This window comes from Haladaptatus sp. SPP-AMP-3 (assembly GCF_049568665.1).
GTDB lineage: Archaea > Halobacteriota > Halobacteria > Halobacteriales > Haladaptataceae > Haladaptatus > Haladaptatus paucihalophilus.
Genome location: NZ_CP145902.1, coordinates 277,134 through 299,573, shown reverse-complemented (window position 1 = coordinate 299,573; position 22,440 = coordinate 277,134). Strand labels below are relative to the sequence as shown.

Here is a 22,440-nt window from a genome sequence, read left to right as displayed (position 1 = left end):
GGCGAGTGGTTCAAGGAAAATTTGCTATTATTTTGCTTTGCTCAGTGCCGAGCGCGTTGGCGGTGACGCAGAACTAGGAAGCCAAGAGTAATGATGAGAAGTACTTGCACCACTTTATCAATTAGACCGAAACTTCCAACGTGGGGCATTCCATCATTAATCCACAGCAGGATTTGAACAACTGTATAGAGAATACCCACACCATAGAGATACAATCGATTGACACCGATGAAGAACAGACCGATGCCACCGAGGAATCCGAGTCCGGCAAGGGCCATGATCTGTTCGCCATGCTCGAAATAGAGATAGAAGTGCACGGCAGCAGTAAAGAGTGCAAGTAATGCGACGCCAAAGTGAATCGGAGAGACGGTGAAATTCTGCCGGCGTGTACTGGTGTACCGATACGCTGGTGCTGTTGCAACTGTCCCTAACAGGAACAGTCCACCGACCATCATCAGCCAACCATTCAGGAATCCTTCTTCATCACCACTGTGTCCCTCCCCTTCGTGGCTGTGGCCTGATTCGGACTGCCCTTCCCCCGCGTGATCGTCCCCTGCGTTAGTCTCGCCACCATGTCCGGGTTCTGATGCAGTGGTTGTTTCGGTTCCATGACCGCCACCCGATTCGGTTGTCGTCTCTGTTCCATGGCTGTGTCCTGATTCGCTTGTCGTCTCTGTACCATGTTGTTCCCCGTCGTGATGGCCATCGTCTTGACTCGATGTCGTCGACGTTGTTGTATGATCTTCACTACTTGCCATCGCAAAACCTGGTGAAGCAACCAGAAAGACGATGCTCAGTACGAGGAGTACGCGTCCAATTCGTTGCCAGTTGGGCTTCATCAATGGCGGTTGACCACGATGAGATATAGTTCGCCACGAGCGTTTTCATCCAGTGAAAACACCCTCAGAAGTAATCTTGGCGACTTCATGAAATATCTATTGAGAGAAAGAACGGGTACCCGACATTCTATAATCATTTAGGCTTGGAATTATGGGCTGTTCACCGATTAGGATTATATGCGGCAGTGGGCTGGGCGATACCAATTATAGTGTAATCGGCCGAAATAACAACCCTACCGCCAGAATACGGCGTAATCGGGTTCTATAAATCACATGACCGATATGGGATTTGATGCTGTGGAAGTTCACACTTTCGGAGAATCGATCGATGTACTCGTCGCTCTCTTTCCGCTGCGTGTCCGCAGTCGTGTGAGGACGAGCAAGGTAGCCGCGTGCGAGCGGGCTCCATGGGATAACACCGATTCCTTCCTTCTCGAAGAGGGGGAGCATCTCACGCTCCTCCTCACGGTAGACCAGGTTGTAATGATTTTGCATCGTTCGGAACCGTTCGCGGTTCGCTGAGTCGCTGGCAGCGAGCGCTCGGGCGAACTGGAAGGGTTCCTCTGCGTGTGGGCGGTCTATCACGGTCACGAATAATCGGTTCGGATACGTCTGAATCGACCGAATCCAGTCGAACTGTAATTCCGAGGTTGTGGAAGTTGAGAGTATAGGAGGTTTAGAGAGTCCAGAATGTTCGAAATCGAATAAATGGTGGCGTACTCAATCTTCAGACGTTGTGGGGTTGGGTGTCTCTGGAGCAGGTGCCGGTGGTTCGTGAGTACCGAAGTCAGGATGCGTTTCTTCCATCCACAGATGCACAAGGCCGCCAGAGACGAACATTAACAAACCGGTCATATAGAAGGCGGCTTTGATGTTCACAAATTGCATCGTGAGCCCAATCAAAATCGCCCCGATCGCGTAGCCGGAGTCACGCCACATTCGGTAGACACCCATGCCAGAGGCACGCCACGTCGGATGCGCCGCATCTCCCGGAACCGTCATCAGATTCGGATAAAGTAACGCCATACCAACGCCCGAAATTCCCGCCATTACGGCCCACAGAAGATATCCCTCGACGACTGTCATCCCTAAGACACCGACACCGGCCACGAACATTCCTATAATCACTGGCGGCCGCCGCCCGATTCTGTCGGCAAGGCCACCAGTACCGATTTGGAGGAAATACATGGCACTATGGACGCCAACCACAACACCAACAGCCGCGATACCTAGCCCCTGGCTTGTGAGGTAAAGCGGAACCCCAATCCAGAACAGCGTATCGACGAAATTCTCGATATGACCTGCCTGCGCAGCTGCAAACAGTGTTCGATCACCGTAGGTCGCCCGCTTCAGTACTTCATTGAACGGAAGGTTCGCGTCGTGGTGGTCTTCGTCATCCTCCGCATGCGCGTACTGAACCGTCTCCTTGACGAGAGAGATTGCGATAAGGAATGCGAGCACCACCACGACAGCGAGGAAGTAGAACGGCTGTGGTCGGAGGCTCGTTTGAGCGGCGATTGCGCCGGTAATCCACGCACCGACCGCAAGGCCGGTGTACCCGAATGCCTCATCAATGCCGACGGCGAGACCACGCTGGTCCGGCCCTGCAAGGTCGATTTTCGCATTCACTGCCATGCTCCAGGTGAGCCCTTGGTTGATACCGAGCAAGATGTTGCCAACGGTGATCCACCACCAATTTGGAGCGAAAATCAAAATGACTGGTAGCGGAAGTGCGGTCGCCCATCCGAGGATGAGCACGGGTTTACGACCGAACTCTTCGCCCCATTTGCCAGCATAGAGGTTGATCACCGATTTCACAATCCCGAAGGAAACGACGAACGAGCCGATGACGAATAACGACTTGACACCGAGGACGTCACGGCCCAGGACGGGCACGACGGCACGCTCGGACCCGATGGTCAGTCCCGTAGCGAATACTAAGACGACGTGCAGTGAGAACTGCCCAAGGTGTTCGCGAATTCCTTGTTTGAGTTCAGTTCCTGTACTCATAGACTTACTCAGCCGCGCAGTTGTTGGGACCCAGTTCCAATTCGCGCACCTCGTCGGCAGGGACTGATTCTTGACTGACAATCTCCTTCTCGTCGGAGAGGTCTGCGAGAACGTTCTCCGCCGCGTCGAGGTTGTCAGTTAGTTCGTCATACACATCGAGGTTGGTACTGTCCGGGATGTGCCAGCCATCGAAATCCTCCTCGTGGCGGATATCAAGCACGAGCAGGTCATCTTCGTTGGCCTGTAATCGTTGACCGAGCTTCTCGGGAGTAATCTCCGACATCAGTGTTCATCTATATGGTGAGTATTAGAGTATAGGTACTGCCGGACATGACCGGCACCGTTAATTGAAACCGGGTCAAATAATACCTGTATGAGCCTATACGAGGCCTCGTTCCGGGTCAAACACGAGTGTCCGTATCGAGAAATCTCGGAACACTACCCAGACCTCACGATCCGTGAGTGGTATTTGAGCGACTGCCAAGTAATCGAACTCACAGCTCCAGGATCGCCAACAGACGAACTACTCGATGATATCGATCGCTTAGGGACGGTTCTCCACAAGTCAGTCAGCGAATCCGGGCTCCACGTCGTCACCCAATCCTGTCTCTGTTCGCTGGAAGACTCCATCATCGAACGGTTCGAAACGTACAACTGCCTGTACCAGCCGCCGACGATTCATCGCCAGGGCTGGGAGCACTACACCGTTATTGCATTCGACGAGAGCGATGTTCGAGCACTCCTTCGGGAACTAGAGGCCGATCGTGATATCGAGGTACTCTCAAAAACGACGATTACAGAACAACAGATTCCTCACAGTATGCTGGCTCCGGTCGATCGGTTGTTCGAGGATGTAACCGAACGGCAGATGGCGGCGCTTCGACTGGCACTAGAAAGCGGCTATTACGAACAGCCTCGCAAGACATCGTTACGAGACTTGGCCGACCAGACTGCTGTCGCTCGCTCGACTTACGAAGAACATCTCCGGAAGGCGGAAAACAAACTCCTCACAAACGCGGGGCAGTTCTTACGACTGGTCACCGCGACGTCGGCGGCGGATCCGTTGCAGGTCGAAAAGACACGACAGACTGGACGGACCGCCGACTAATCTGCCGGAATTTCACTGAAACGAACGTTTGATTGTCCGAATAACAGCACTTCTAAGTTGAAATTAGTACAACAGAAAACTATACCAACCATTGCGATTGTCTCGAAGTCGTCTACGTGAGTTCTACTGCTCCCCCGGTTTTCAGTGAAAGGCGCAGAACAAGCATCGAGAGCGTGTGGATATGGACGGTTGGTGGTCAAAAAGCGACGAGAGACACCCCTCATTTTCAGTGAAAACAGTCGAGTGAGTACCTACTCGATTCGAGCAGAACACGAGAGCTTAAAAGCTGGGAAGTGTCTTCATTGTCAGACACCACAGTTGCAAGTGAAGCTAGAAAGAGAGAGGCTAGTAAGAGATCAACAGTGCACAATTACAACCAAAGTGTTGATATAGTGTCTGATATACCATCATTTCAAGTCGAGTGTCTATCTCACAAAGAGGAAATACCAACCCGGACCAGTGCTTCCAACCACGGGTTTCTTTATAGCCCCCTCCCACCCCACCGTTTCCAACTTCAGTGATAGACGAAACACAATACTCGAGGAAACAACGGAAGCGATAACGTACTAACCACTTCGGAGGGTTACTAGCCACTCTTTTATAGCCAATACGGATACAGTTTTACTCACTAATAAATAAATCTTTCCTCAGTATACTATTCGATGTATAGCTGCTCCACTTGTTGTGGTGGTGAAGTTGGAAACGATGGGGGAGACTGACTTAAAGATTGGAATAGATGGTTGGGTTGGAAACGAAGGTCTGACGTGCGTTCGACATATGATGGAAGTAGTGGGGGCGTGTCCGTTTATATAGTCGGAAGAGACAGTATAGGGTAGTGTAACTGCTACGAAAGTCGGCACTATCTTTGAGTATCATACCATCCCCCTCTATTCTTCGGACCCTCCCCTTTCTATGGAACTGGTTTCATTTGTACTTCGATGAGGGGGTGTTTTCTCGAAATCGGCCACCATTGTCAATTCGATTGACCGGCTGGATCCGTCTTCCGTTAGTATAGTATACTAACCAAGAGCAGACGATTTTACACCTGCTCTCGACGAATCGTCGCTATGTCAGCTGCCACTCGTTCCGATCCTTTGGCTGCAATCACGAGCAGATTTGACGCTGGTGTACAGGGCGCTCGATCACCGGCGTTGAATCTGCATCTGCAGCACCCGGCAGTTGTACCTATTGCCCGCAGTTTGCAGTGAGGCGTTTGCAACTCGGTGGATCGAGACAGTGTCGAGCGCGGCTGACGTTGCGAGTTCGACGATATTCTCGTCGGTGATTCGGTCGGGGTCGATGACGGGCAGGAGACCGTCGAATGCAAATACGCGGATGTCCGCGAGACGGGTCGGCTCGTCGTCAGCTTCTTCGACGAGTCCAGCGACTCGGGCAGGCTTTGTGACCTGGAGAGCGAGGCCATCGTCGGACCGCTTGATTGTGTTGGACTTGGCGGATAGTATAATATACTAACCCAAGAAAATTCGCCTTGGTGGATGCGCTCTCGGCTCGGCGTTGTTGATGAGAAGCGTTGGGGTCGAAAATCCTCTCACATGTCTTCATTTTCACTTCCGCGCCGGTTGGCTGACAGCTTTATCCATCGGGTACCAAGCGTCAAGTGCAGTCAACGTAACCCAGTAGGCGACGTGGACTCCCGTGCCCAGACCAACCCATTCTTCCACGTCGTTTGCTCGTTCCCCTTGTCACAATGAGTTAGGTAGTGTCACGAGTAGACTCTGTCCGAGGGTTTACCTGTCGTGTCCTCGAATCTGGCCGTACGAATGGGTCCAAATGAGACATCGCCACTCACACCACTTGCGCAAGAAGCACTTGAGGCGCTCGCGAGCATAATCTCACCTGGTGGTGAACTCACCTACGAGCAAGCCTATGCCGTTCTGGCTGAGAAAGAAGAGTTCGAGCGGCCTGCTGCCGAAGATATCATCGAACGACTGTACAATAAGGGACATGTGTACGAAGTCGAGGGAAAACTCCGACTCACTGATTACGGCTCTGAATAGCGAAGATGACCTCGGTGGTGAGGGTTTCAGCAGAACCTATGAACTAATTCATAGACGTAGTTATCGAACGGCAGCCGCAATGATGTACAATCCTGATCCTCGTGTCTCTCGAACACGACACACTCCAGCTAAAAGCTGATTGAGTACGTTTCCCTGGGTTAACAGGATTGGATAATACTTGAAAAATAAGGTAGCCGGATTATTTTGCTGCATCATGAATTTATTTCTTCTCATTCGTCACATTCTAATTATATCCACCAATCTCTCGATTGGCACGCTTTTGATTCGCCTAGCCGTTGGCAGCATCATGATCGTCCACGGTACTGGAAAATTGTTTTCGGTCGGCCCAGCAGCAATGTCGATACATCAGTTTACGGGTTTTCTCGCCAGTCTTGGTGTTCCAGCACCATCTATCGCTGCATGGGTCGTTGCACTTATTGAACTCGTTGGTGGTCTCTGTATTCTGGTGGGATTCCTCACGCGGTTTGCCGCATTCGTAGTTGGGATTGATATGCTCGCTGCGACGTTACTAGTTCATCTTCCAGAAGGTTTCTCTGACTCGGAACTTACTATCGTGCTGTGCCTGGTTTCCTTGGCCCTCATATCATTCGGGGCAGGAAAGCTATCGATCGATGAATTCGTCGTCGATGACCGGCCGAATTCGATGTTATCAGTCGGTGAGTGATAGAGTCGTATGGTTGAATGAAGCATACACCCCATCAAATTCTTAATTTTGAAAAATAAACGCTGGACTATTTCCACTCTTCCGTTTTATAGCTATAATTCGCGATTGTCCACAGCACATTTAGTCATCTGCACGGGATTCATTCGGGTGAACGTGAATCGAGAGTGTCATCAAGTTCGTCGCCAGACAGTGTAAACCGTTGTGAGCATATTCGGACAATTGAATAATGTAGGGATTACTAATTGGTCGATTTTAGCCATTTCATAATGTTCTGTAGTTTCCCTGGGAGCGTGCCGATTTCCACTTTTATCCCCTAACAAATAGACAAAAATGCCACATGAGTACTAAACCAACTTTTTCGTCAAGTACTTAAATCCAAAAGAAACACTGCGTCCAAAACGAATATTGGCTGTTTTGACGTTACCCAAATCAATTAGTAACTTTCACTACTTGTGCAAGGTGATGACTGAGTCGAAGATCTACGAATTGGAATCCGAAGCTGAGTGGCTGGATGCATTCCAAGTGATGGAACAACTCCGAACTCACCTTAACGAGGAGTCCTACCTTGAGTATCTGCGTGAGATGACTGACAACGGATACCGACTGTTTGCCGTCTCTGTAAACGATAAAATCGTCTCACTAGCTGGAGTCGAAATCCGTGTCACCATGTACTACGGTCGCCACGTTTGGGTTCACGAACTCGTAACGGATATAGATCATCGGTCTGAAGGTCATGGGTTAGAACTTCTCTCGTTTGTTGAAGAGTGGGCTGAACAACACGACTGCGAACTCGTTGCCCTCTCATCGGGGCTCCAACGCGAGGAGGCACATCGATTCTATGAGGATCGTGCCGAAATGGACCAAGCCAGTTACGTCTACAAGCAACCAATTTAATTGTCTGCTGTAGCCCCCGACTTGTTCAAGGGATTGGCGAGAAGACACACGTGTGGTCTCTCGAAGTTCAGCCAGCCAGCTTCCCGCTGAAAAAGGTATCTCCAATTGCTTTTTCGGAGCTCATCTGATAACGAAAGGCTGGCAGGGCACTGTCTAGTTTAGCTCCTCCTCGACAGGTGCTCTTTACTACTAACACAAATGGTTTTCATCTCTTAGCAGTGTGCTCCTCAAATTGATAGACGTACAATACTCTTGTAAAATTGTAGTCACTCACCCTCAAGAGCCGCGTAGATGTCGGCGTGACGACGTCCATCGAGTTTCCCCATTTCAAGGGCAATTTTCTGCCGCTCCTCATCGCTCTCTGCCGACTGATATTGTTCGTATAGTCGGCGGACTTCTGCATCGACCGTCTCTGAGGAATCGGTACTAGACGCCATTTCTGTTGTGAACATACTCTCTGTGCCCCTTTATTAGTTGCGACGAGCACACGCCCGAAAGTAGATAACTGCAGTCTCAATATCGACCGCGGCTTCGTCAGTCGCAAACCGATGCAATAGCGCACGAATTTGACCGCTCTCGCGTGCTAACCATCCTATTCGACGTGGTACCCTCATCGTCCGGAATCCACCAGATAACAACCCGTGGACTCAATTTTCTTCCGTTTCAATTCTCCTTGTTCATGCGACTCCTCGAGCCGGTGATGCACTGGTCGCGGTTCCATTTCAACTGTATCTGCGACCCACCGAGCAGTCACTGCTGGAAGCTCCGACTCACGAATCACTCGAAAGATACGTCTCCACTCGTTTGCCCTACAAATCGGCCTTATTCATCGCACTCACTCTATCCTGTCTCACCGTATCGGTCTCCTCACGAAGGTGGTTTCGCTTGATACCCCGCAGTGTAGGTTTCAAAAATCATATCCCAGATGTCAGTTTGGCAGTGATCTGGATGTTTTCCCCCACCGTATCGAGAAAAACAAAATCCACGTCCGTTCGCATCCGTAGTGATAATATAGAAACCATATAATCCCGAGTGGTGGTAAAAGTGATGGATCCATATGCTGCCCTCTGCATTTCTACATCCTCCTGAAGGAATTCTCTGATTTTCACATCATATTTCAATAATACTTCTTAGAATTCGGAAAGAATATGGGACTGTTGTGAGTAGGAGAATACCGACAATGGTTGTGAGTAGGCAGCTACAAACAAAACTGAGAGGCCGCAGAAAACGTGGTGAAAATGTCACTATCTGACAAACTCGGCGACAAGATCGTCACACACAGTCGTCTTTTTATCGTCACTCTACTCGTCTTTTCGTTGATTCTCGGATCGGGTGCGTCGATGGTAGGACAATCCTCTTCCCTCGATTCGTTTCAAAGTGATAGCAGTTCTGCCGCGAAGGCACAGAGTTACATTAGCGAGAACTTTTCGACGGGATCGAACAACACGACGAGCGCTCAAATAATCGTCCGTGATAACAATACTCTCTCTAAGGAATCACTCAAAAATCAAATCAAGTTACAGCAAGCACTGCGAAATAATAGCACCGTAAACGAAACTCTCACCGAAGACTCTCCAACGGTTGGGATAGCGAATATCCTCGCCACAACGGTTAATCAATTAGACAAAGCGGAAGAGCTCAAATCTCGTGGCGAAAACCTCCAGGAACGAAAGGGAAATCTCACCGAATGGGGTAAACAGCTTCAGAACCGCTCGAAACAACTCAACGAGAGTAAAGAAGAACTCCAGCAACGGGGAGAGCAGTTGAAAGAGCGGGGCGAAGAGCTGCAAGCGCGAGGAGAGGAACTCCAACAGCGCTCGGACGAACTCAATCGGAGTAAACAGGAACTCCAACAGCGCGGTGAAGAGCTCAAAGAGGAGGGCCAGGAACTCAAACGACGTGGACAAAAACTCCAACAACGCTCTGACGAGCTTAACGAGAGCAAGGTACAGCTTCAAGTGAAGGGCCAGGAGCTACAAGCGCAAGCCCAACAGTTGAACGAGAGCAAAGCACAGCTCCAGAATCAGAGCGAGGAACTCAAACAACGTGCTCAGGAGCTCAACGAGAGCCGAGCCGAGCTCGAACAACGCCAGTCGAATTTGGAAGCACGGGGTCAAGAACTCAATCAGACCCAACGGGAGCTTGCAGCGCGGAATGAGAGTTTGCAAGAGCGACGGGCAACCATCGAGGAGGCCCACCAGAATGGTACGATCAACGATACCGAGTACGAGCAGCGTCTCGATTCTCTTCGAGAAGAGCAGGCCGAATTGAAAGCCGACCAAGCTCAACTCGCGAACGAATTGGCTGCACTCCAGCAGAACCGCCAAGAGCTCGAAGAGGATGCCCAACAACTCGAACAGCGAGCAGCCGAACTCGAGTCGGATAAGGCAGAACTCGAACAGCAATCCGAACAGCTCCAAGAAAGTGCAGAACAGTTGCAGGCCGAACGTGCTGAACTGGAAGAGCGGTCGGCTGAACTACAGCAAGAAGGCAAGAAGCTTCAGCAAGCATTTAGCGCACTCCAGCAGGACAAAGAGGAACTGCAGGAAAAACAGGCCGCGCTCGAAGCGGATTCACAGCAGCTCAAGGAGCGCGGTGCGCAACTCAAGGAAGATTCACAACGACTTCAAGAGAACTCTCAAGAGCTGAAAGAAGCACAAGCGGAGTTGGAGAACGATTCCGAGCAGCTCAAAGAAGAGGGTCAACAGCTCCAAGAGCAGTTCAACAATTTCAAAGACGCTCAGGAATCGCTCAAAGAGGACGGACAGGAACTCAAGAACGAGCAGCAAGCACTCCAAAACGGGACTAATTTCACTCTTTCCGAGCAGCTGTCGATCCTCGAATCACACAACCAGTCGGAAATCGATAACGCGACCACGACCATTCTGGCCGAGAACTCCAGTTTTGGTGGTGCAAGTGCCGGTGGTGACGGCGCGTTCGCGTTCATGCCGACCAGCTACAAAGTCGGGAGCACGGACGCGAACGCGACGATGATCGTTGCCACCCAACAGACGGAGGGTGAAACCACCAGTAGTCAGACGTCGAGCGATCGGATCATGAATTCACAGCTCGCCATGCAGACGATCGCTCACGAGCAGTTCAAGACAGACCAGTCAAGCGTCCTCGTCTTCGGAAGCGGCATTATTTCGGACGAGACTCAGCGTTCGATGAGCGACAGTATTCTTATCGTCGGACCCCTAGCGGTCATCTTCGTTCTCGGCGTCTTGATATTTGCCTATCGGGATCTTCTCGACATCGTTCTGGGACTCTTCGGCATCGCCCTCGTTCTCGTGTGGACGTTCGGTTTCATGGGCTGGACCGGTATCAACTTCAACCAGATATTCATCGCGGTCCCAGTGTTACTGATCGGTCTCTCAATCGATTACGCCATCCACGTCTTCATGCGCCATCGCGAGGAACGAGGTCGTACTGAAGGCGTCGAACGGTCGATGAAGGTTACGTTATCGAGTCTCGGAATCGCGTTGATTCTCGTGACTGTAACCGCTGTGATCGGATTCCTCTCGAATCTCGTCAGCGACGTGCCCCCGATTCGTCAGTTCGGTATCGTGAGTTCCGTCGGGATTACGGCGGCATTGATCATCTTCGGCATGCTCATTCCCGCTCTGAAAACCGAACTCGATTCGTTCTTGGAAGCCCGCGGTTGGGACCGGGAAAAAAGAGCGTTCGGGACCGGAGGTGGACGACTTGGCGCGGTGCTCGCTGGCGGTGCGACGGTAGCTCGGAAAGCGCCACGCATCGTACTTGCCATCGCCGTGATTCTCACCGTCCTCGGCGGTGCTGGTGCAGCACAAGTCGATACGAGCTTCTCGCAGGAGGATTTCCTGGCGAGCAATCCGTCGGGCGTACTGACCGAATTGCCGGAACCCTTCGCCCCCGGAGAGTATACGGTAAAATCCTCGCTGGAATACGTGAACAACAATTTCCTTCGCCAGGATTCCAACGCGGAGATACTGATACGAGGAGATATAACCCAGCCATCCACGCTCGAAACGGTTGAAAAAGCAGAGAACGAAGCGGCCGAGAAGGATTCAACGGTCGTTCTCTCCAGTGGAGACCCCGACATCGATAGTCCGTTGTCCGTTATGCGGTCCGTCGCGAACGAGAACGATTCGTTCAAAACGACGTTCGAAAATGCGGACACGAATGGTGATGGTGTCCCGGATCGGAACCTGAAGTCGGTCTACGACAAACTGTATACTGTCGCCCCCGACCAAGCAAAAGGTGTGCTCTATCGTACCGATGACGGTCAGTATAAAGCGATTCACATGACGGTCTCGGTCAAGGGCAGCGCAAGCGGTGGTGCGGTTAGCGAGCAGATGAAAGCAGTTGCCGAGACGGTTGAACAGGAAAGCACTCTCAGTGCTGTCGCGACGGGGCAGCCGATCATCTTCAAGATCGTTCAAGACCAACTGCTCAACTCGGTCATCGAAAGTCTCCTCATCACGCTCGGAGCGACGTTTATCTTCCTGATGATCACGTACTACTTCCTGCACGGAAGTGCAACGCTTGGTTTCATCACGATGCTTCCTGTGGCGTTCAGCGTCTCCTGGATTCTTGGGACGATGTACCTCCTCGGAATCTCGTTCAACGTGATAACCGGACTGATCACCAGCCTGACCGTCGGACTGGGAATCGCCTACAGTATTCATCTCAGCGAGCGCTATATCCACGAGCTCAACGAGCAACCGTCGGTGTGGGTTGCAATGCGAAAGAGCGTCACCGGTACTGGTGGGGCACTTCTCGGCAGTGCCGCGACTACCGTGGGCGGGTTTGGTGTCCTCGTGTTCGCCATCTTGCCTCCCCTCCAGCAGTTTGGAATCATTACGGGTCTCACGATCATCTACTCGTTCCTTGCGAGTGTCTTCGTGCTACCCAGCCTACTCGCCCTGTGGACCCGGTACTTGGGACCAGGTGGTTCGATGACGGCCGAACCGGCAGACAAATCTACCGTGGATAATGTGGGAGCAACGAATGACTGATTCGACGGAAGCCGACGCGATAGCTGCGCTACAGCGACTGGGACTCTCCAAGTACGAGGCACAGGTATTCTGTGCCCTGCAGCCGATCGATAAGGCGACCGCGAGCGAGATCAGCGAAACCAGCGACGTGCCGCGTTCACAGGTCTACGGGGCCGCCGATGGGTTAGAAGAACTGGGTTTGGTGGATGTTCAACAATCCAACCCCCAACAGTTCCGTGCCGTGGGACTGGACGAAGCGCGTGCCCATCTACAGGCCAAGATCGAGCGTGAGCAGGATCGCGCCTTCGAGGCACTCGATTCTCTGCAACAACAGCCGATCGACGAAACGGAAACCCAAGAAGATATTTGGACGCTCAAGGGCCAAGAGACGATCAACGATCGTGTCACCCAACTCACCAGCAACGCGAACAACCGGATTATCTTCGGCGCACGCGATCCGATAATACTGGACGACAATGTGGTCACGGCGCTTTCGAAGGCACAAGCGGATGGTATCGATGTCTTCATCACGAGTGGGAATCCCGAGGTTTGTGAGCTTTTCGAAGAGCGCGGTCTCGAGGCGTGCCAGTTCCCGATGAAGCCGGACGACAATGATCGGAGTGGCCGTGTTCTGGCAATCGATTCCGATGTTATTCTCATGAGTGTCCTCGTTCCAACCCACGATAGGACTCAAAACGAGGTCGCCTTCTGGAGCGATGGAACTGGGTTTGCCAGTATTCTGATCGGTCTCTTGGAGACCTGGTTTTCAAAAATCATTGAGCCGTAGGCCTGTTGGAAAATCGGGGCAGTGAATGCGCTATGAATGTTTGATTCCTGCTCGGGCAGAGAATGGCACGCGTTCGAGCAGGAAAGAGAGGGTGGCAGGCGCAAGGGGGAGTATGGATCGAGAGTGATGGCGCCAGACCCACAGTGTGGACCCATTCAGGGTGCCAGCAATGACCGCGCCACAATCAGTGGCTTCGTGGGGTTCGGTAAATGCTTTGTGCAACTGTTAAAAAATAAGACAGTCATACATTTTTTGAGAATGAACTAGTGTGGTCAGCTATCACCGTATCGAGTGCTGCAATGACTGCATCGATATCTTCGATATCGTCTCGATCACACCGGAGGTTCTGACGCCACCACCGCTTTCGGTGTAACACCAGCGCCTCGTCGCTGAGTGAATAGCCTGTGAACGCTGTCCACGGTCGGAATCGATGCAGCATCGGTCGCTCAACGACGAGGCCAGCATCTGTAACCCGAAACGTCCGTGGGTTCGCTGCTCCTGCAAGCGGTGCCCAGACAAAAAGCAGCAAGTAGAGGTTTCCCGCCCAGTCAACTCCAAACACAACTTCGGCGACCATTCCAACAGCGCCACCGACCATTGCAATAATCATCGCGCCATACGAGATCTGTCGCCACCGTCGTGGCCACCGTGCCTCCCATTCTGTAATTTCAGTCGTCCCTGCAACAGCAGCAGTAGTGTATCTATTTCGGCTCATCGTGACGAGAGGCAGACTCGTAAACATCCCACCGATCATCGTCACCATTGCAAGTACAACTGCAATACCGGGTGGTGAAATTCCGATTCCTGCTGCTGCAAAAACACCGACGAATGGAACAAACGGAACCGTAACGAGCAGCCAGACCATGTCGTGGCGACCAAGCCGAACTGCGAGTCCAGCTGTGTGAGAAATAAGCCACCCAGCAATGATTCCCAAGAGAGTGATAGAAACAAGGAAGCTGACGTATAGGGTGGCACCGTCCGTGCTAACCGTTGAAATCCCCAGAATGGCTATCGGGGTAAGGAGGATGGCAACGTAGAGACCAGCGACGAACGCATAGAGCGTGTCGGGGCGTTCATCGTTCGATAGACCCCCCCGAGATTCAGTACGTGTCGCCATACTCACTAGTTCCTCGCAGTTGTTGAAAATACTACCGGACGAATGAGTGCACGCTGGTATCTTTGACTGTATCACGGGACAGAAGACGCACACAAATCAGCCAGCTAAAGCCATCCTCAATCCCCAAACCAACGTCACTCCGGAAAGTGAATATCCGCAGGCACGCGAGTCAGCCCAAGCGTCGTGAAATCCCGATCAAAGGCAAAAATATGCTCAATGTCATACTCACGAGAAATCAACCGCCCACACTGCTGTGGCCAGAAACCCAACCCAGAGCAGGCTAGCGACGATTAGCGATAGGATACCGCTTGCAAGGAGCCAAATCCATCGTCTATTCCCCCGACCCGCTACTGCCCACCCGATTTCAACGACCCCATCAACGATGAAGGACGCAATCGCAAGAATCGTTAGCGACGTGAGACCGACAACTGGATTCGCTAAGAACATGATTCCCACGATGCCGTAAAGAATCCCGAGGAGAACTTGCCAGACAACTCCCCAGAAACTACCAACCGAGAATGCATGCCCAACGTGAACGGTTCCACCGACAACCAAGAGCGCACCAAAAAGTACCGATACCGATATTTCCGCGAAAAATGGGAATAGGATTGCAAGAAAACCGAGTACTACGATGATGGCTCCTGCTACCACCCCGCCGTGGAATTGCTCTAAACTCGTGTCGACGCTTGTAGCTTGACTCATTGTTTTCCCGAACGCAGTTCATGAAGAAGGGTAAAAAAGCGTAAAATCGTTCAAACACAGTTCTGGTAGCACATCATCACCCTCCAGAATGCGAGCACGTGTAACTGTCGTTGAACTCCGAATACATACGATGTATCCGGTTAGGGTTGTGTTTTCGCTTTAAACAAGATCGTGAGAGGAGTACTTCCGTATCGCGATTCTCCGTACTATCAAGAGCAATCACGTGACCTCTGCAGAAGAAGTCTCATACGATTACGCTGGACATCATTTACTCGATCGAAGAACACTCATCGCAAAACGGCAAAAAATCCACCACCCAAAATAGTGGTCTGTGACGGTTACTTTGCCTATATTCGGTGTTCGACGGCCCAATAACGTGCTTACTACTCGGCAGTAACTCCGAGAAACGAGAATGGTTCGCTTGTAACCATTTGATCGGACACTTCACCGGAGAAGGTGTTAGACTGATTCGGTCCCAGATTGAGGACTTGTGCATCGGCTTCAGATGAGACGTCGATATTGTCTAATTCTACCCAAAAGACGTTGGGCGTAAGCGCAGATTCAAAGTAGTAAATTAAATCTTTATGATCCACAACCGTTCGCCAGCGTGTTGACGAAATATGCGGTGCATCCGGAGTGCTGATACCGTGAGGCACCGATACATTTCGAATTACACTAAATACACTGGCAGTCGCGGTACGGCGATCTTCGACCTGGGGAATCGCGTTGGTGTAGAAACGGGCTCTCGTGAACCGGTCGGCTGGCCGGTTTGTTCCCGGTAGCATGACCGTGCCACCGATCTGGTCCCAGTACTCGGCTAATGCAAGCTGTTTGTCGAAAGTCGGCGAGTTGGTCATGACTTGATACTCACGGTTATGGTGAATGACCAACTCGCCATCGATATATTCCATAATCGCACTGTCTCCCGTGGCATCTGATAGAGATAGATGCAGTGCCGCCAACCGATCTTGGCCCGGAACTTGATCGGTTACAACTATAAAATCCTCGCGACGAACATACTCTACAGCCTTGGCGACTGTCTCGAAATTATCCAGCATGTACTGTGCCCACAACGAGATTGACATGGCTGGTGAGTCGCCATTCCAATCTGGATATTCCGACTCGGGCAACCAAAGCAAGTTGGCTACTAAACCAGCTTCGTTCATGCCATCAGTCGTGATCACTTCATAGGCGGTAGCGACCACACTTCCATATTGAGCTGTCCAGCTCATCGAGGCTGGACCAACCTTGCCATCGCGCTCGATGCCACGGGGAAGCGTCCAGATGTTCGTTCCGATATCTTCTTTCCAATCCATTGATCGGGCAGTGAGAGTCCGATCGTCAGGTCCTAGATAGGAGAGACGAGTACACATTTAGGACTGACCTCCTATGGGCTGGGGCAGTAACACATTAATGAGACCCATGAGTCAGTAGATCGACATCTGATCCCATAAACATTCGTTTCGGAGTCACGGTACACCGCCGTCAGTATTACATACTCATTGTCAAATGAATGTCTATAATTTAGAATGGTTGATAATTTGTCTGTCGGAATTATAGTTCATCGTTAGGGGCATTCTGACCCAAGCTTGTAACGCTCATGAGACGGCACAAAACCGCGCACAAGCCCAACAGTTTTCTTTCAACCGATCTCTAGGCTCGTCGAAGCTACCAACGAGAGCCACGACAAGCCCGCAGACCACCAGTGCACAGTCTCCATCGACGATGTGACTGAGGAACTGATGGCCTGCACCTGCCCGCACCACGTCCACCGGAACGCCTTTTGCAAATACATGGCTGCCGTTGAGAATGCAACCGACGACGGGACGCTTGAGGCCTTCCCATCCGAGGACGACGATACCAACCCTGAAGACTGTGACTGTGGCGGCCTCAATGGGTTCCCGTGTTGGCCATGCGTGAGAACGGGCCGAAAGGAACTGCGGAACTAACCACCACTTCAGCTGTTTTTACCCTGGTATGGTAGGTAGCGCTCTCGATGTTACTCTACCTACGCCCTATATGAATCAACATGAATTTCTCCGTGCTAACTCAGTCGAATATAGGCGACGGATCTGTTTGCCGGTCAGAGTCACAGATGAGAATGTGTCCATCCTGTCGAACAAACACGTTCCAGCGACCAAGAGAGTAACTAAGAAGTGCTGATTGGGCTCCGTCAGAGTGGTCCAACAGTTGATCAACAGCATCAAGGTCAATCTGCTCAAGCAGCGGATCGAGTTCTAATGGATTGGCGTCTTCGACTTCAGCGAGTCCTTCAATAATTGCTGCAGATGGGGGTATTTCTCCTTCTGGCTTTGCCCACGTTTTGTATGCCGGGGTACAGGAACACTGAAGAGACAGTTGTTGGGTCGCCATCAAATCAAAACTAGCAAACTGGATGGCTTGTATCCACCGCTTCAGTCTTTTTTATTCATGGCACGCCAATTGACCGTCTCGTACATTACCGACCAGCGAACGCTTTCGGCCTTCTCTTGTTCATCTCTCACTCGTTTTTGTATGATATAGGTATTCACATGGATTAGTAGATCATACTAACGCTATATGTATTCACGTGTGGTATGGCTGGCGATGAACCCACCAAACAATTTGATTTAGATCGGCAACAACGAGCGTGGGAATTGATGGCAGTAATCGCCACCAAGCCAGAAGTGCCATCTGGTAGTCTACTCAATGCGATTGACAATACCTTCACTGACGAGGACAAACAAGAAGACTGGACCTGATTTTCTGCCTGTTAATTCCATAAGCGGAAGTAACACCACCCCGGGACCCCCGACTCAATCTATGTATGATTCGTAATGCGATGCTAGCTGCTTTCCTGGTTTCGATATACACAATTCTCCGTTCTAACATCTCGGTGAGCGATTCCTTGGATATACGCACCAAGACCAACGGATTGCTCGCTTAACAAACTGGTCTAATAAGACGACGCCCAATATCTTCGAACTTATCAGACACATCACGTAGAGATTAAGGCCTTCATCTGGTTTATCAAACTATGTGCCGTGATCGTACTTCTATCCACGAAGTAGATCGTGATGTCCTAACACCCTACAGAGCAATGCTGTTCGGCCAAAGAGATGAGTATATTTTTTAATTTGCTCGATAATGCTCTAATATGATTGCAGTTAACACTACTAATCTCACGAAATCATATAATAACAAAACAGTCGTCGACAATCTTTCACTCACCATCAAAAGCGGAGAAGTGTATGGTTTTTTGGGGCCGAACGGAGCCGGAAAATCGACCACCATCGATATGTTAATGGACTACACACGACCCACCAGTGGTAGTGCAACAGTCTTTGACCTCGATGTGCAGACAGAGTCCGAAACCATCCACTCACGGACCGGAATTCTTCCAGACCGATTTGGCGTGTATCAGCGGCTTACAGGGCGTGAACACGTCAAATATATTCTCGACGCAAATGATGATTGCGACGATATTGACCTCATTTTTGACCGGGTTGGACTCCACAGTGCAGCTGATGAGTATGCTAGCAACTACTCAAAGGGTATGCAACAGCGCCTCGGGCTCGCAATGGCTATCGCAGGGAAGCCAGATCTACTCATTCTCGATGAACCATTCTCTGGTCTTGACCCGCATGGTGTTCGTCTAGTCCGAGAGATCGTCGCTGACGAGCGCGAGCGCGGCGCAACTGTCTTGTTTTCATCCCACGTTCTCGATCAAGTCGAACGTGTCTGCGATCGAGTTGGCTTACTGGACGATGGAACACTTCTTTTCGAAGGAACTCCCACGGAGCTCCGGAAAACTGTTAGAACTGAACGACGGCTGTCAATCGACACGCCGCTACCAGAGAAACTCCATCGGCTTCTCGAAGATATGGAATCCGTCACTGGAATCAACGAGAAAGAGAAAGGGGTGACAATCATCTGTCGACCCGAAGACCAGTTCAGAATCCTCGAATTAATCTTCGAATTTGATCTTTCTGTTTCTGACTTCCACGTCGAAAACGAGACCATCGAAGATGCTTTCATCATGTTAGCTGACAATACACCCAAGAACTAATCTAAATCGCTACGAGAGAAGACAAGAACAGAGAAGATCTGCGAGACTCCAAGCACGAGCATCAAGCCAACCACGGCTATAATTGGATGAAGGTACCAAACCGGTATATTTGTCCCAAATACAGACCCCACTGTTGTGATATTCGAGACGGTGGATTGTTGTAACATGTCTGATGTAACAAAAAGGGCAGTTCCACTCGAATTTGGAACACCAAGGAGCCAGTTCGTGAGAACGCGATACAAATTCTGTGGCAACAACCATTTAAGTAGGAAGTATGTCGGATCCTGTGGTGGGTGGACGAGATCGACCGTGTTCCCGGTTGCAATACTATAAAACGAATTTATTAGTGGTTCCCAATAAAACGGCAGAGCAACGAATAAAAATGCTAACCCACCAACGACAACTCGATGTCGGCTAAGCGTAGAGATCGCAACTCCAACAGCAGCCATTGCGAACAAAAATCCCACGCTCGCCGCGAGAAACTCGAGTAACTGCACTGGAGGAACAGCACTGTACTGCGGAATTGCAACGACACAGGTGAGTACAATTGCTATCAGTACAGGAATTACGAAAGCAATTGTACGTCCAATAAGGACACCAATAATGACGTCAGCACGCGACGCTTTTGTTCCCGCTGTCAAGCGAATACTTCCCGAACGACGCTCTTCGGACAGTGCACGGAATGTGAAAAATACGGCACCACTACCTGCGAACAATGTAATTCCAGGAGTTTGCAAAACAGCTAATGGGACGAGTGGACCAAGATAGTTCTTGACGATATCTTGAACAGCGAGACTGGAGATGCTGGTTACGAAAATGAGAACACCGAGGAGCCAGATTCCAGGTGATCGTGAGAGGATACGGAACTCACGTTGTGCGATCGACTGCCATCGTCCGGGGAGCCAAGAGAAGAGATCTCTTCTGCTAAGGATGTTCCCAAAAGAAACCCAATTAGATAGACGATTCCATGGGATTTGCAGTCGGCGAACCCAGTTAAATTTCTCATCGGGCCGGACAGTAAGTGATCTATTTTCAAACGTTAGAAGTGAGAATAACACTAACACAAATGGCCAACCAACAAGAGGTATAAGAGAGAACCACGGTGTGAGATAGAGAGGTCGTGACTCTCCTTTTACACCTTCATTCAATGGCCCAGTAAGTTGAGTAACGGCACTATCCGTTCCGATTGGTACATCGAGAATCCAATTAGTGAGGACATAGTAGGCATCATTCGGTGACAATCGGGAAGCTAGCTCGAAGATGTTCGGATACCGCAAACTATTCCCAGGAACTGTGCCTGTAAACGTATCCCAAAGGAAAATCACCATCAAATCGCTCCATAATAGCAATCCAGCAAGCACGGTGATACCGATGAGGACTGCTGATTGAACCGATGAGGAGGCAAGCGTCGAGATAGAGACGATGATAGCGACGACGGCAAAAGTGTATATTAGTGCCACTATTACGAACTCAAGAGCGATTCCAACGGAAAACCTATTCAATGAGAATATATCGACGACGACGACAAGAGTGGTTCCAAAGATAACTGGTGTGAATGTTGCAACTGTTTGTCCGACGATTTTTCCGAGGATGATATCCGTGCGGGAAAGACGGGTTCCCGCGAGAATGCGAATTGTTCCGGACTCCCGTTCGCCAACGACCGCACGGTAACCAAATGTAGCTGCAACGAATGGTACTAACAAAGCAATTGTCCCCTGAACGTCTGCAATGGGTGTCGCCCCACCGAGTGTCTGGACAGTCGTTGGTCGTAATGAAGTTGTTGCCAACCCTACAGCGAAAGCAGTAATGGAGACGATTAGAAACAGTCGTCGGCTAAGAATAGTTTGGTACTCTCTTCGTGAAACCGAGAGTAGTTTAGTAAAATGCACACGCATTCTTCACGGTTAGAACTTCGCCCTGATTGCTTAAACCTGTCCTTCTAAGCGTATTGAACGAGTATAAATCCAGGTCCATCAAAACAACAGTTATCGTACTTATCTGGAATATTTTCTTATCACACTATACTAAATATATAAATTCTATATTTTATATTATTTATATTCATTAAATACAAAAATATTATATTGAGGTGGAAGTAATAGAATTTTGTAGCCTATGGCGAAAGATAAACGCAATCAGCTGAACAGACGGAACGTAGTCAAAGGTCTTGGAGTTACGGCTAGCGTCGGTCTACTTGGCGGCCTAAGTAGTGCAACGCCCAGTCAAGATGACGCAGTTTCGGCCGATATGGTCGTTGAGAACAAGCCCAATCAGGTCGATGAGTTCGTGACACGGTCGCTTGAACAAGGAGAAACCGACAGTGTCGTCAAAGCTTACAGTGAATTGGACGAAAAGCAACTCGAATTGGTGAGAGATGCGTACGAGCGAGTCACGACAACGGAAATCAGCCCAGAGAATGCTATCACTCCTAAATCCATTCCCATATCTCCTAGCGTGTCGTATACACATAAGGTAAAGGAGACAAACACGACAATCTGGAAAGCATCTATGACTCTGGACTGTGACTATTACCCCAGTAACAATAACGTTACTTATAGATCACTTTCTTCAAACGGGAATGCTCCGAACTCGCTGTGGCATTACAAAGGAATAGATTATTCAAATGTGGATACTGCTGGGGCTGTTGATGCAAAACGAAAGTTACGGTTCAGTCACTCGGTCGCAGGACAGCATATTTCCACGAATCAGGCAATATTAGATATTATTGCATACGACAACGGCAATATCAATAAAAGTGCGAATAGGAAAGTTCTCTAGTACAAGATTGGGTGGATAATCTATACTCCAAGAACCATAATATAGATAAAATTATTTTCATCGAAGAATAGCGAGCCAGGAACCGTCTAGTTGAGCTCTTTCTCGACTGGTATCCGGTTGTCGGGCGATTAGAGTCGTCTCCAGTGATTATAGGAATAACGAAAAATCTGATTGTCTAGTTAAGAAATACCGTTGTAGAATGGCGTTTCAATGTCTCTCCCGTGTATAGCTACCGAACTATTTGTCAACACGATGATTATATTTCTGGTAAAGTAGCCGGGTCCCGTCTTCTCACAGTGGAGCCACTCTTGTTCAAGAATCGGTCGCTTTTGAATTGTACATAAAACCTCGTCGATCGTACCGTTTTCGCTTGACATTTCTTATTTAGAGGCACTGTCTAGATAAGGACGAGCAGGTTTGAGAGTAGCATGAACAACTAGCTCTTCGACCTGCTCGTCCTTATCTAGACAGTGCC

The 22,440-nt window shown here is 50.2% G+C and carries 18 protein-coding genes and 2 pseudogenes; 9 read left to right on the top strand and 11 right to left on the bottom strand.

What is annotated here, in order from left to right:
- Positions 1-41: 41 nt before the first annotated feature.
- The 4 genes and pseudogenes from V5735_RS24270 to V5735_RS24255 form a co-directional block, all read right to left on the bottom strand.
- The gene (locus tag V5735_RS24270; RefSeq protein ID WP_423747315.1) at positions 42-839 is read right to left on the bottom strand and encodes a hypothetical protein; all 798 of its coding nucleotides are present in this window, start codon (positions 837-839) and stop codon (positions 42-44) included.
- Positions 840-1,166: 327 nt separating this feature from the next.
- Positions 1,167-1,391: pseudogene (locus V5735_RS24265) on the bottom strand (aldo/keto reductase); the annotation flags it as partial.
- Positions 1,392-1,559: 168 nt separating this feature from the next.
- Positions 1,560-2,849, bottom strand: a complete 1,290-nt coding sequence (locus tag V5735_RS24260) for an MFS transporter (protein WP_423747314.1) — start codon at positions 2,847-2,849, stop codon at positions 1,560-1,562.
- A 4-nt stretch (positions 2,850-2,853) separates the two neighbouring features.
- On the bottom strand, positions 2,854-3,132 hold the full coding sequence (locus V5735_RS24255) for a rhodanese-like domain-containing protein (RefSeq protein WP_423747313.1): 279 nt from the start codon (positions 3,130-3,132) through the stop codon (positions 2,854-2,856).
- Positions 3,133-3,222: 90 nt separating this feature from the next.
- Between V5735_RS24255 and V5735_RS24250 the strand changes: the two genes are divergently transcribed.
- From V5735_RS24250 to V5735_RS24235, 4 genes are all read left to right on the top strand, one after another.
- Complete coding sequence (locus V5735_RS24250; RefSeq protein WP_423747312.1) at positions 3,223-3,957, top strand: helix-turn-helix domain-containing protein; 735 nt, start codon at positions 3,223-3,225, stop codon at positions 3,955-3,957.
- A gap of 1,781 nt (positions 3,958-5,738) precedes the next feature.
- On the top strand, positions 5,739-5,975 hold the full coding sequence (locus tag V5735_RS24245; RefSeq protein WP_423747311.1) for a hypothetical protein: 237 nt from the start codon (positions 5,739-5,741) through the stop codon (positions 5,973-5,975).
- A 214-nt stretch (positions 5,976-6,189) separates the two neighbouring features.
- Positions 6,190-6,660 (top strand): DoxX family protein, encoded by a 471-nt coding sequence (locus V5735_RS24240; RefSeq protein WP_423747310.1) that lies wholly within the window; start codon positions 6,190-6,192, stop codon positions 6,658-6,660.
- 462 nt (positions 6,661-7,122) lie between these two features.
- Positions 7,123-7,554, top strand: coding sequence for a GNAT family N-acetyltransferase (locus V5735_RS24235; RefSeq protein ID WP_423747309.1), 432 nt, complete (start codon positions 7,123-7,125; stop codon positions 7,552-7,554).
- 266 nt (positions 7,555-7,820) lie between these two features.
- On the opposite strand, the gene V5735_RS24230 is transcribed toward V5735_RS24235, so the two are convergent.
- Both V5735_RS24230 and V5735_RS24225 read right to left on the bottom strand, forming a co-directional pair.
- The gene (locus V5735_RS24230) at positions 7,821-8,006 is read right to left on the bottom strand and encodes a hypothetical protein (protein ID WP_423747588.1); all 186 of its coding nucleotides are present in this window, start codon (positions 8,004-8,006) and stop codon (positions 7,821-7,823) included.
- Between the two features lie 18 nt (positions 8,007-8,024).
- Positions 8,025-8,123: pseudogene (locus tag V5735_RS24225) on the bottom strand (type II toxin-antitoxin system death-on-curing family toxin); the annotation flags it as partial.
- Positions 8,124-8,792: 669 nt separating this feature from the next.
- Here V5735_RS24225 and V5735_RS24220 point away from each other — a divergent pair.
- Together V5735_RS24220 and V5735_RS24215 are read left to right on the top strand one after the other, a co-directional pair.
- Positions 8,793-12,554, top strand: a complete 3,762-nt coding sequence (locus tag V5735_RS24220; protein ID WP_423747308.1) for an MMPL family transporter — start codon at positions 8,793-8,795, stop codon at positions 12,552-12,554.
- Positions 12,547-13,320 carry a TrmB family transcriptional regulator gene (locus V5735_RS24215; RefSeq protein ID WP_423747307.1) on the top strand — a complete coding sequence of 258 codons (774 nt, stop codon included), beginning with the start codon at positions 12,547-12,549 and terminating at the stop codon, positions 13,318-13,320. The genes V5735_RS24220 and V5735_RS24215 overlap by 8 nt, the downstream gene beginning before the upstream one ends.
- Before the next feature lie 241 nt (positions 13,321-13,561).
- Here the strand turns inward: V5735_RS24215 and V5735_RS24210 are convergent, their stop codons facing one another.
- The 4 genes from V5735_RS24210 to V5735_RS24195 all read right to left on the bottom strand — a co-directional run bounded on the left by V5735_RS24210 (position 13,562) and on the right by V5735_RS24195 (position 17,512).
- Positions 13,562-14,437 (bottom strand): hypothetical protein, encoded by an 876-nt coding sequence (locus tag V5735_RS24210; RefSeq protein ID WP_423747306.1) that lies wholly within the window; start codon positions 14,435-14,437, stop codon positions 13,562-13,564.
- 225 nt (positions 14,438-14,662) lie between these two features.
- Positions 14,663-15,139: an HdeD family acid-resistance protein gene (locus tag V5735_RS24205; RefSeq protein WP_423747305.1), complete on the bottom strand. Its 477-nt coding sequence runs from the start codon at positions 15,137-15,139 to the stop codon at positions 14,663-14,665.
- Positions 15,140-15,522: 383 nt separating this feature from the next.
- On the bottom strand, positions 15,523-16,512 hold the full coding sequence (locus V5735_RS24200) for a linear amide C-N hydrolase (RefSeq protein ID WP_423747304.1): 990 nt from the start codon (positions 16,510-16,512) through the stop codon (positions 15,523-15,525).
- A gap of 676 nt (positions 16,513-17,188) precedes the next feature.
- Entirely contained in the window at positions 17,189-17,512 is a 324-nt protein-coding gene (locus tag V5735_RS24195) for a HalOD1 output domain-containing protein (RefSeq protein WP_423747303.1), read from the bottom strand.
- Between the two features lie 203 nt (positions 17,513-17,715).
- Here V5735_RS24195 and V5735_RS24190 point away from each other — a divergent pair, with 203 nt between their 5' ends.
- Entirely contained in the window at positions 17,716-17,880 is a 165-nt protein-coding gene (locus tag V5735_RS24190) for a hypothetical protein (protein ID WP_423747302.1), read from the top strand.
- 395 nt (positions 17,881-18,275) lie between these two features.
- Positions 18,276-19,187 carry an ABC transporter ATP-binding protein gene (locus tag V5735_RS24185; protein WP_423747301.1) on the top strand — a complete coding sequence of 304 codons (912 nt, stop codon included), beginning with the start codon at positions 18,276-18,278 and terminating at the stop codon, positions 19,185-19,187.
- Here the strand turns inward: V5735_RS24185 and V5735_RS24180 are convergent.
- Positions 19,184-21,082 carry an ABC transporter permease gene (locus V5735_RS24180; protein ID WP_423747300.1) on the bottom strand — a complete coding sequence of 633 codons (1,899 nt, stop codon included), beginning with the start codon at positions 21,080-21,082 and terminating at the stop codon, positions 19,184-19,186. The genes V5735_RS24185 and V5735_RS24180 overlap by 4 nt on opposite strands.
- A gap of 220 nt (positions 21,083-21,302) precedes the next feature.
- Here V5735_RS24180 and V5735_RS24175 point away from each other — a divergent pair, with 220 nt between their 5' ends.
- Positions 21,303-21,965 carry a hypothetical protein gene (locus V5735_RS24175; RefSeq protein WP_423747299.1) on the top strand — a complete coding sequence of 221 codons (663 nt, stop codon included), beginning with the start codon at positions 21,303-21,305 and terminating at the stop codon, positions 21,963-21,965.
- Positions 21,966-22,440: the final 475 nt, after the last annotated feature.

What these genes read in the sequence shown, in the direction of transcription:
- V5735_RS24270 (WP_423747315.1), bottom strand. Translation starts at nt 839, where the DNA reads ATGAAGCCCAACTGGCAACGAATTGGACGCGTACTCCTCGTACTGAGC.
- V5735_RS24260 (WP_423747314.1), bottom strand. Translation starts at nt 2,849, where the DNA reads ATGAGTACAGGAACTGAACTCAAACAAGGAATTCGCGAACACCTTGGG.
- V5735_RS24255 (WP_423747313.1), bottom strand. Translation starts at nt 3,132, where the DNA reads ATGTCGGAGATTACTCCCGAGAAGCTCGGTCAACGATTACAGGCCAAC.
- V5735_RS24250 (WP_423747312.1), top strand. Translation starts at nt 3,223, where the DNA reads ATGAGCCTATACGAGGCCTCGTTCCGGGTCAAACACGAGTGTCCGTAT.
- V5735_RS24245 (WP_423747311.1), top strand. Translation starts at nt 5,739, where the DNA reads ATGGGTCCAAATGAGACATCGCCACTCACACCACTTGCGCAAGAAGCA.
- V5735_RS24240 (WP_423747310.1), top strand. Translation starts at nt 6,190, where the DNA reads ATGAATTTATTTCTTCTCATTCGTCACATTCTAATTATATCCACCAAT.
- V5735_RS24235 (WP_423747309.1), top strand. Translation starts at nt 7,123, where the DNA reads ATGACTGAGTCGAAGATCTACGAATTGGAATCCGAAGCTGAGTGGCTG.
- V5735_RS24230 (WP_423747588.1), bottom strand. Translation starts at nt 8,006, where the DNA reads ATGTTCACAACAGAAATGGCGTCTAGTACCGATTCCTCAGAGACGGTC.
- V5735_RS24220 (WP_423747308.1), top strand. Translation starts at nt 8,793, where the DNA reads ATGTCACTATCTGACAAACTCGGCGACAAGATCGTCACACACAGTCGT.
- V5735_RS24215 (WP_423747307.1), top strand. Translation starts at nt 12,547, where the DNA reads ATGACTGATTCGACGGAAGCCGACGCGATAGCTGCGCTACAGCGACTG.
- V5735_RS24210 (WP_423747306.1), bottom strand. Translation starts at nt 14,437, where the DNA reads ATGGCGACACGTACTGAATCTCGGGGGGGTCTATCGAACGATGAACGC.
- V5735_RS24205 (WP_423747305.1), bottom strand. Translation starts at nt 15,139, where the DNA reads ATGAGTCAAGCTACAAGCGTCGACACGAGTTTAGAGCAATTCCACGGC.
- V5735_RS24200 (WP_423747304.1), bottom strand. Translation starts at nt 16,512, where the DNA reads ATGTGTACTCGTCTCTCCTATCTAGGACCTGACGATCGGACTCTCACT.
- V5735_RS24195 (WP_423747303.1), bottom strand. Translation starts at nt 17,512, where the DNA reads ATGGCGACCCAACAACTGTCTCTTCAGTGTTCCTGTACCCCGGCATAC.
- V5735_RS24190 (WP_423747302.1), top strand. Translation starts at nt 17,716, where the DNA reads ATGGCTGGCGATGAACCCACCAAACAATTTGATTTAGATCGGCAACAA.
- V5735_RS24185 (WP_423747301.1), top strand. Translation starts at nt 18,276, where the DNA reads ATGATTGCAGTTAACACTACTAATCTCACGAAATCATATAATAACAAA.
- V5735_RS24180 (WP_423747300.1), bottom strand. Translation starts at nt 21,082, where the DNA reads ATGCGTGTGCATTTTACTAAACTACTCTCGGTTTCACGAAGAGAGTAC.
- V5735_RS24175 (WP_423747299.1), top strand. Translation starts at nt 21,303, where the DNA reads ATGGCGAAAGATAAACGCAATCAGCTGAACAGACGGAACGTAGTCAAA.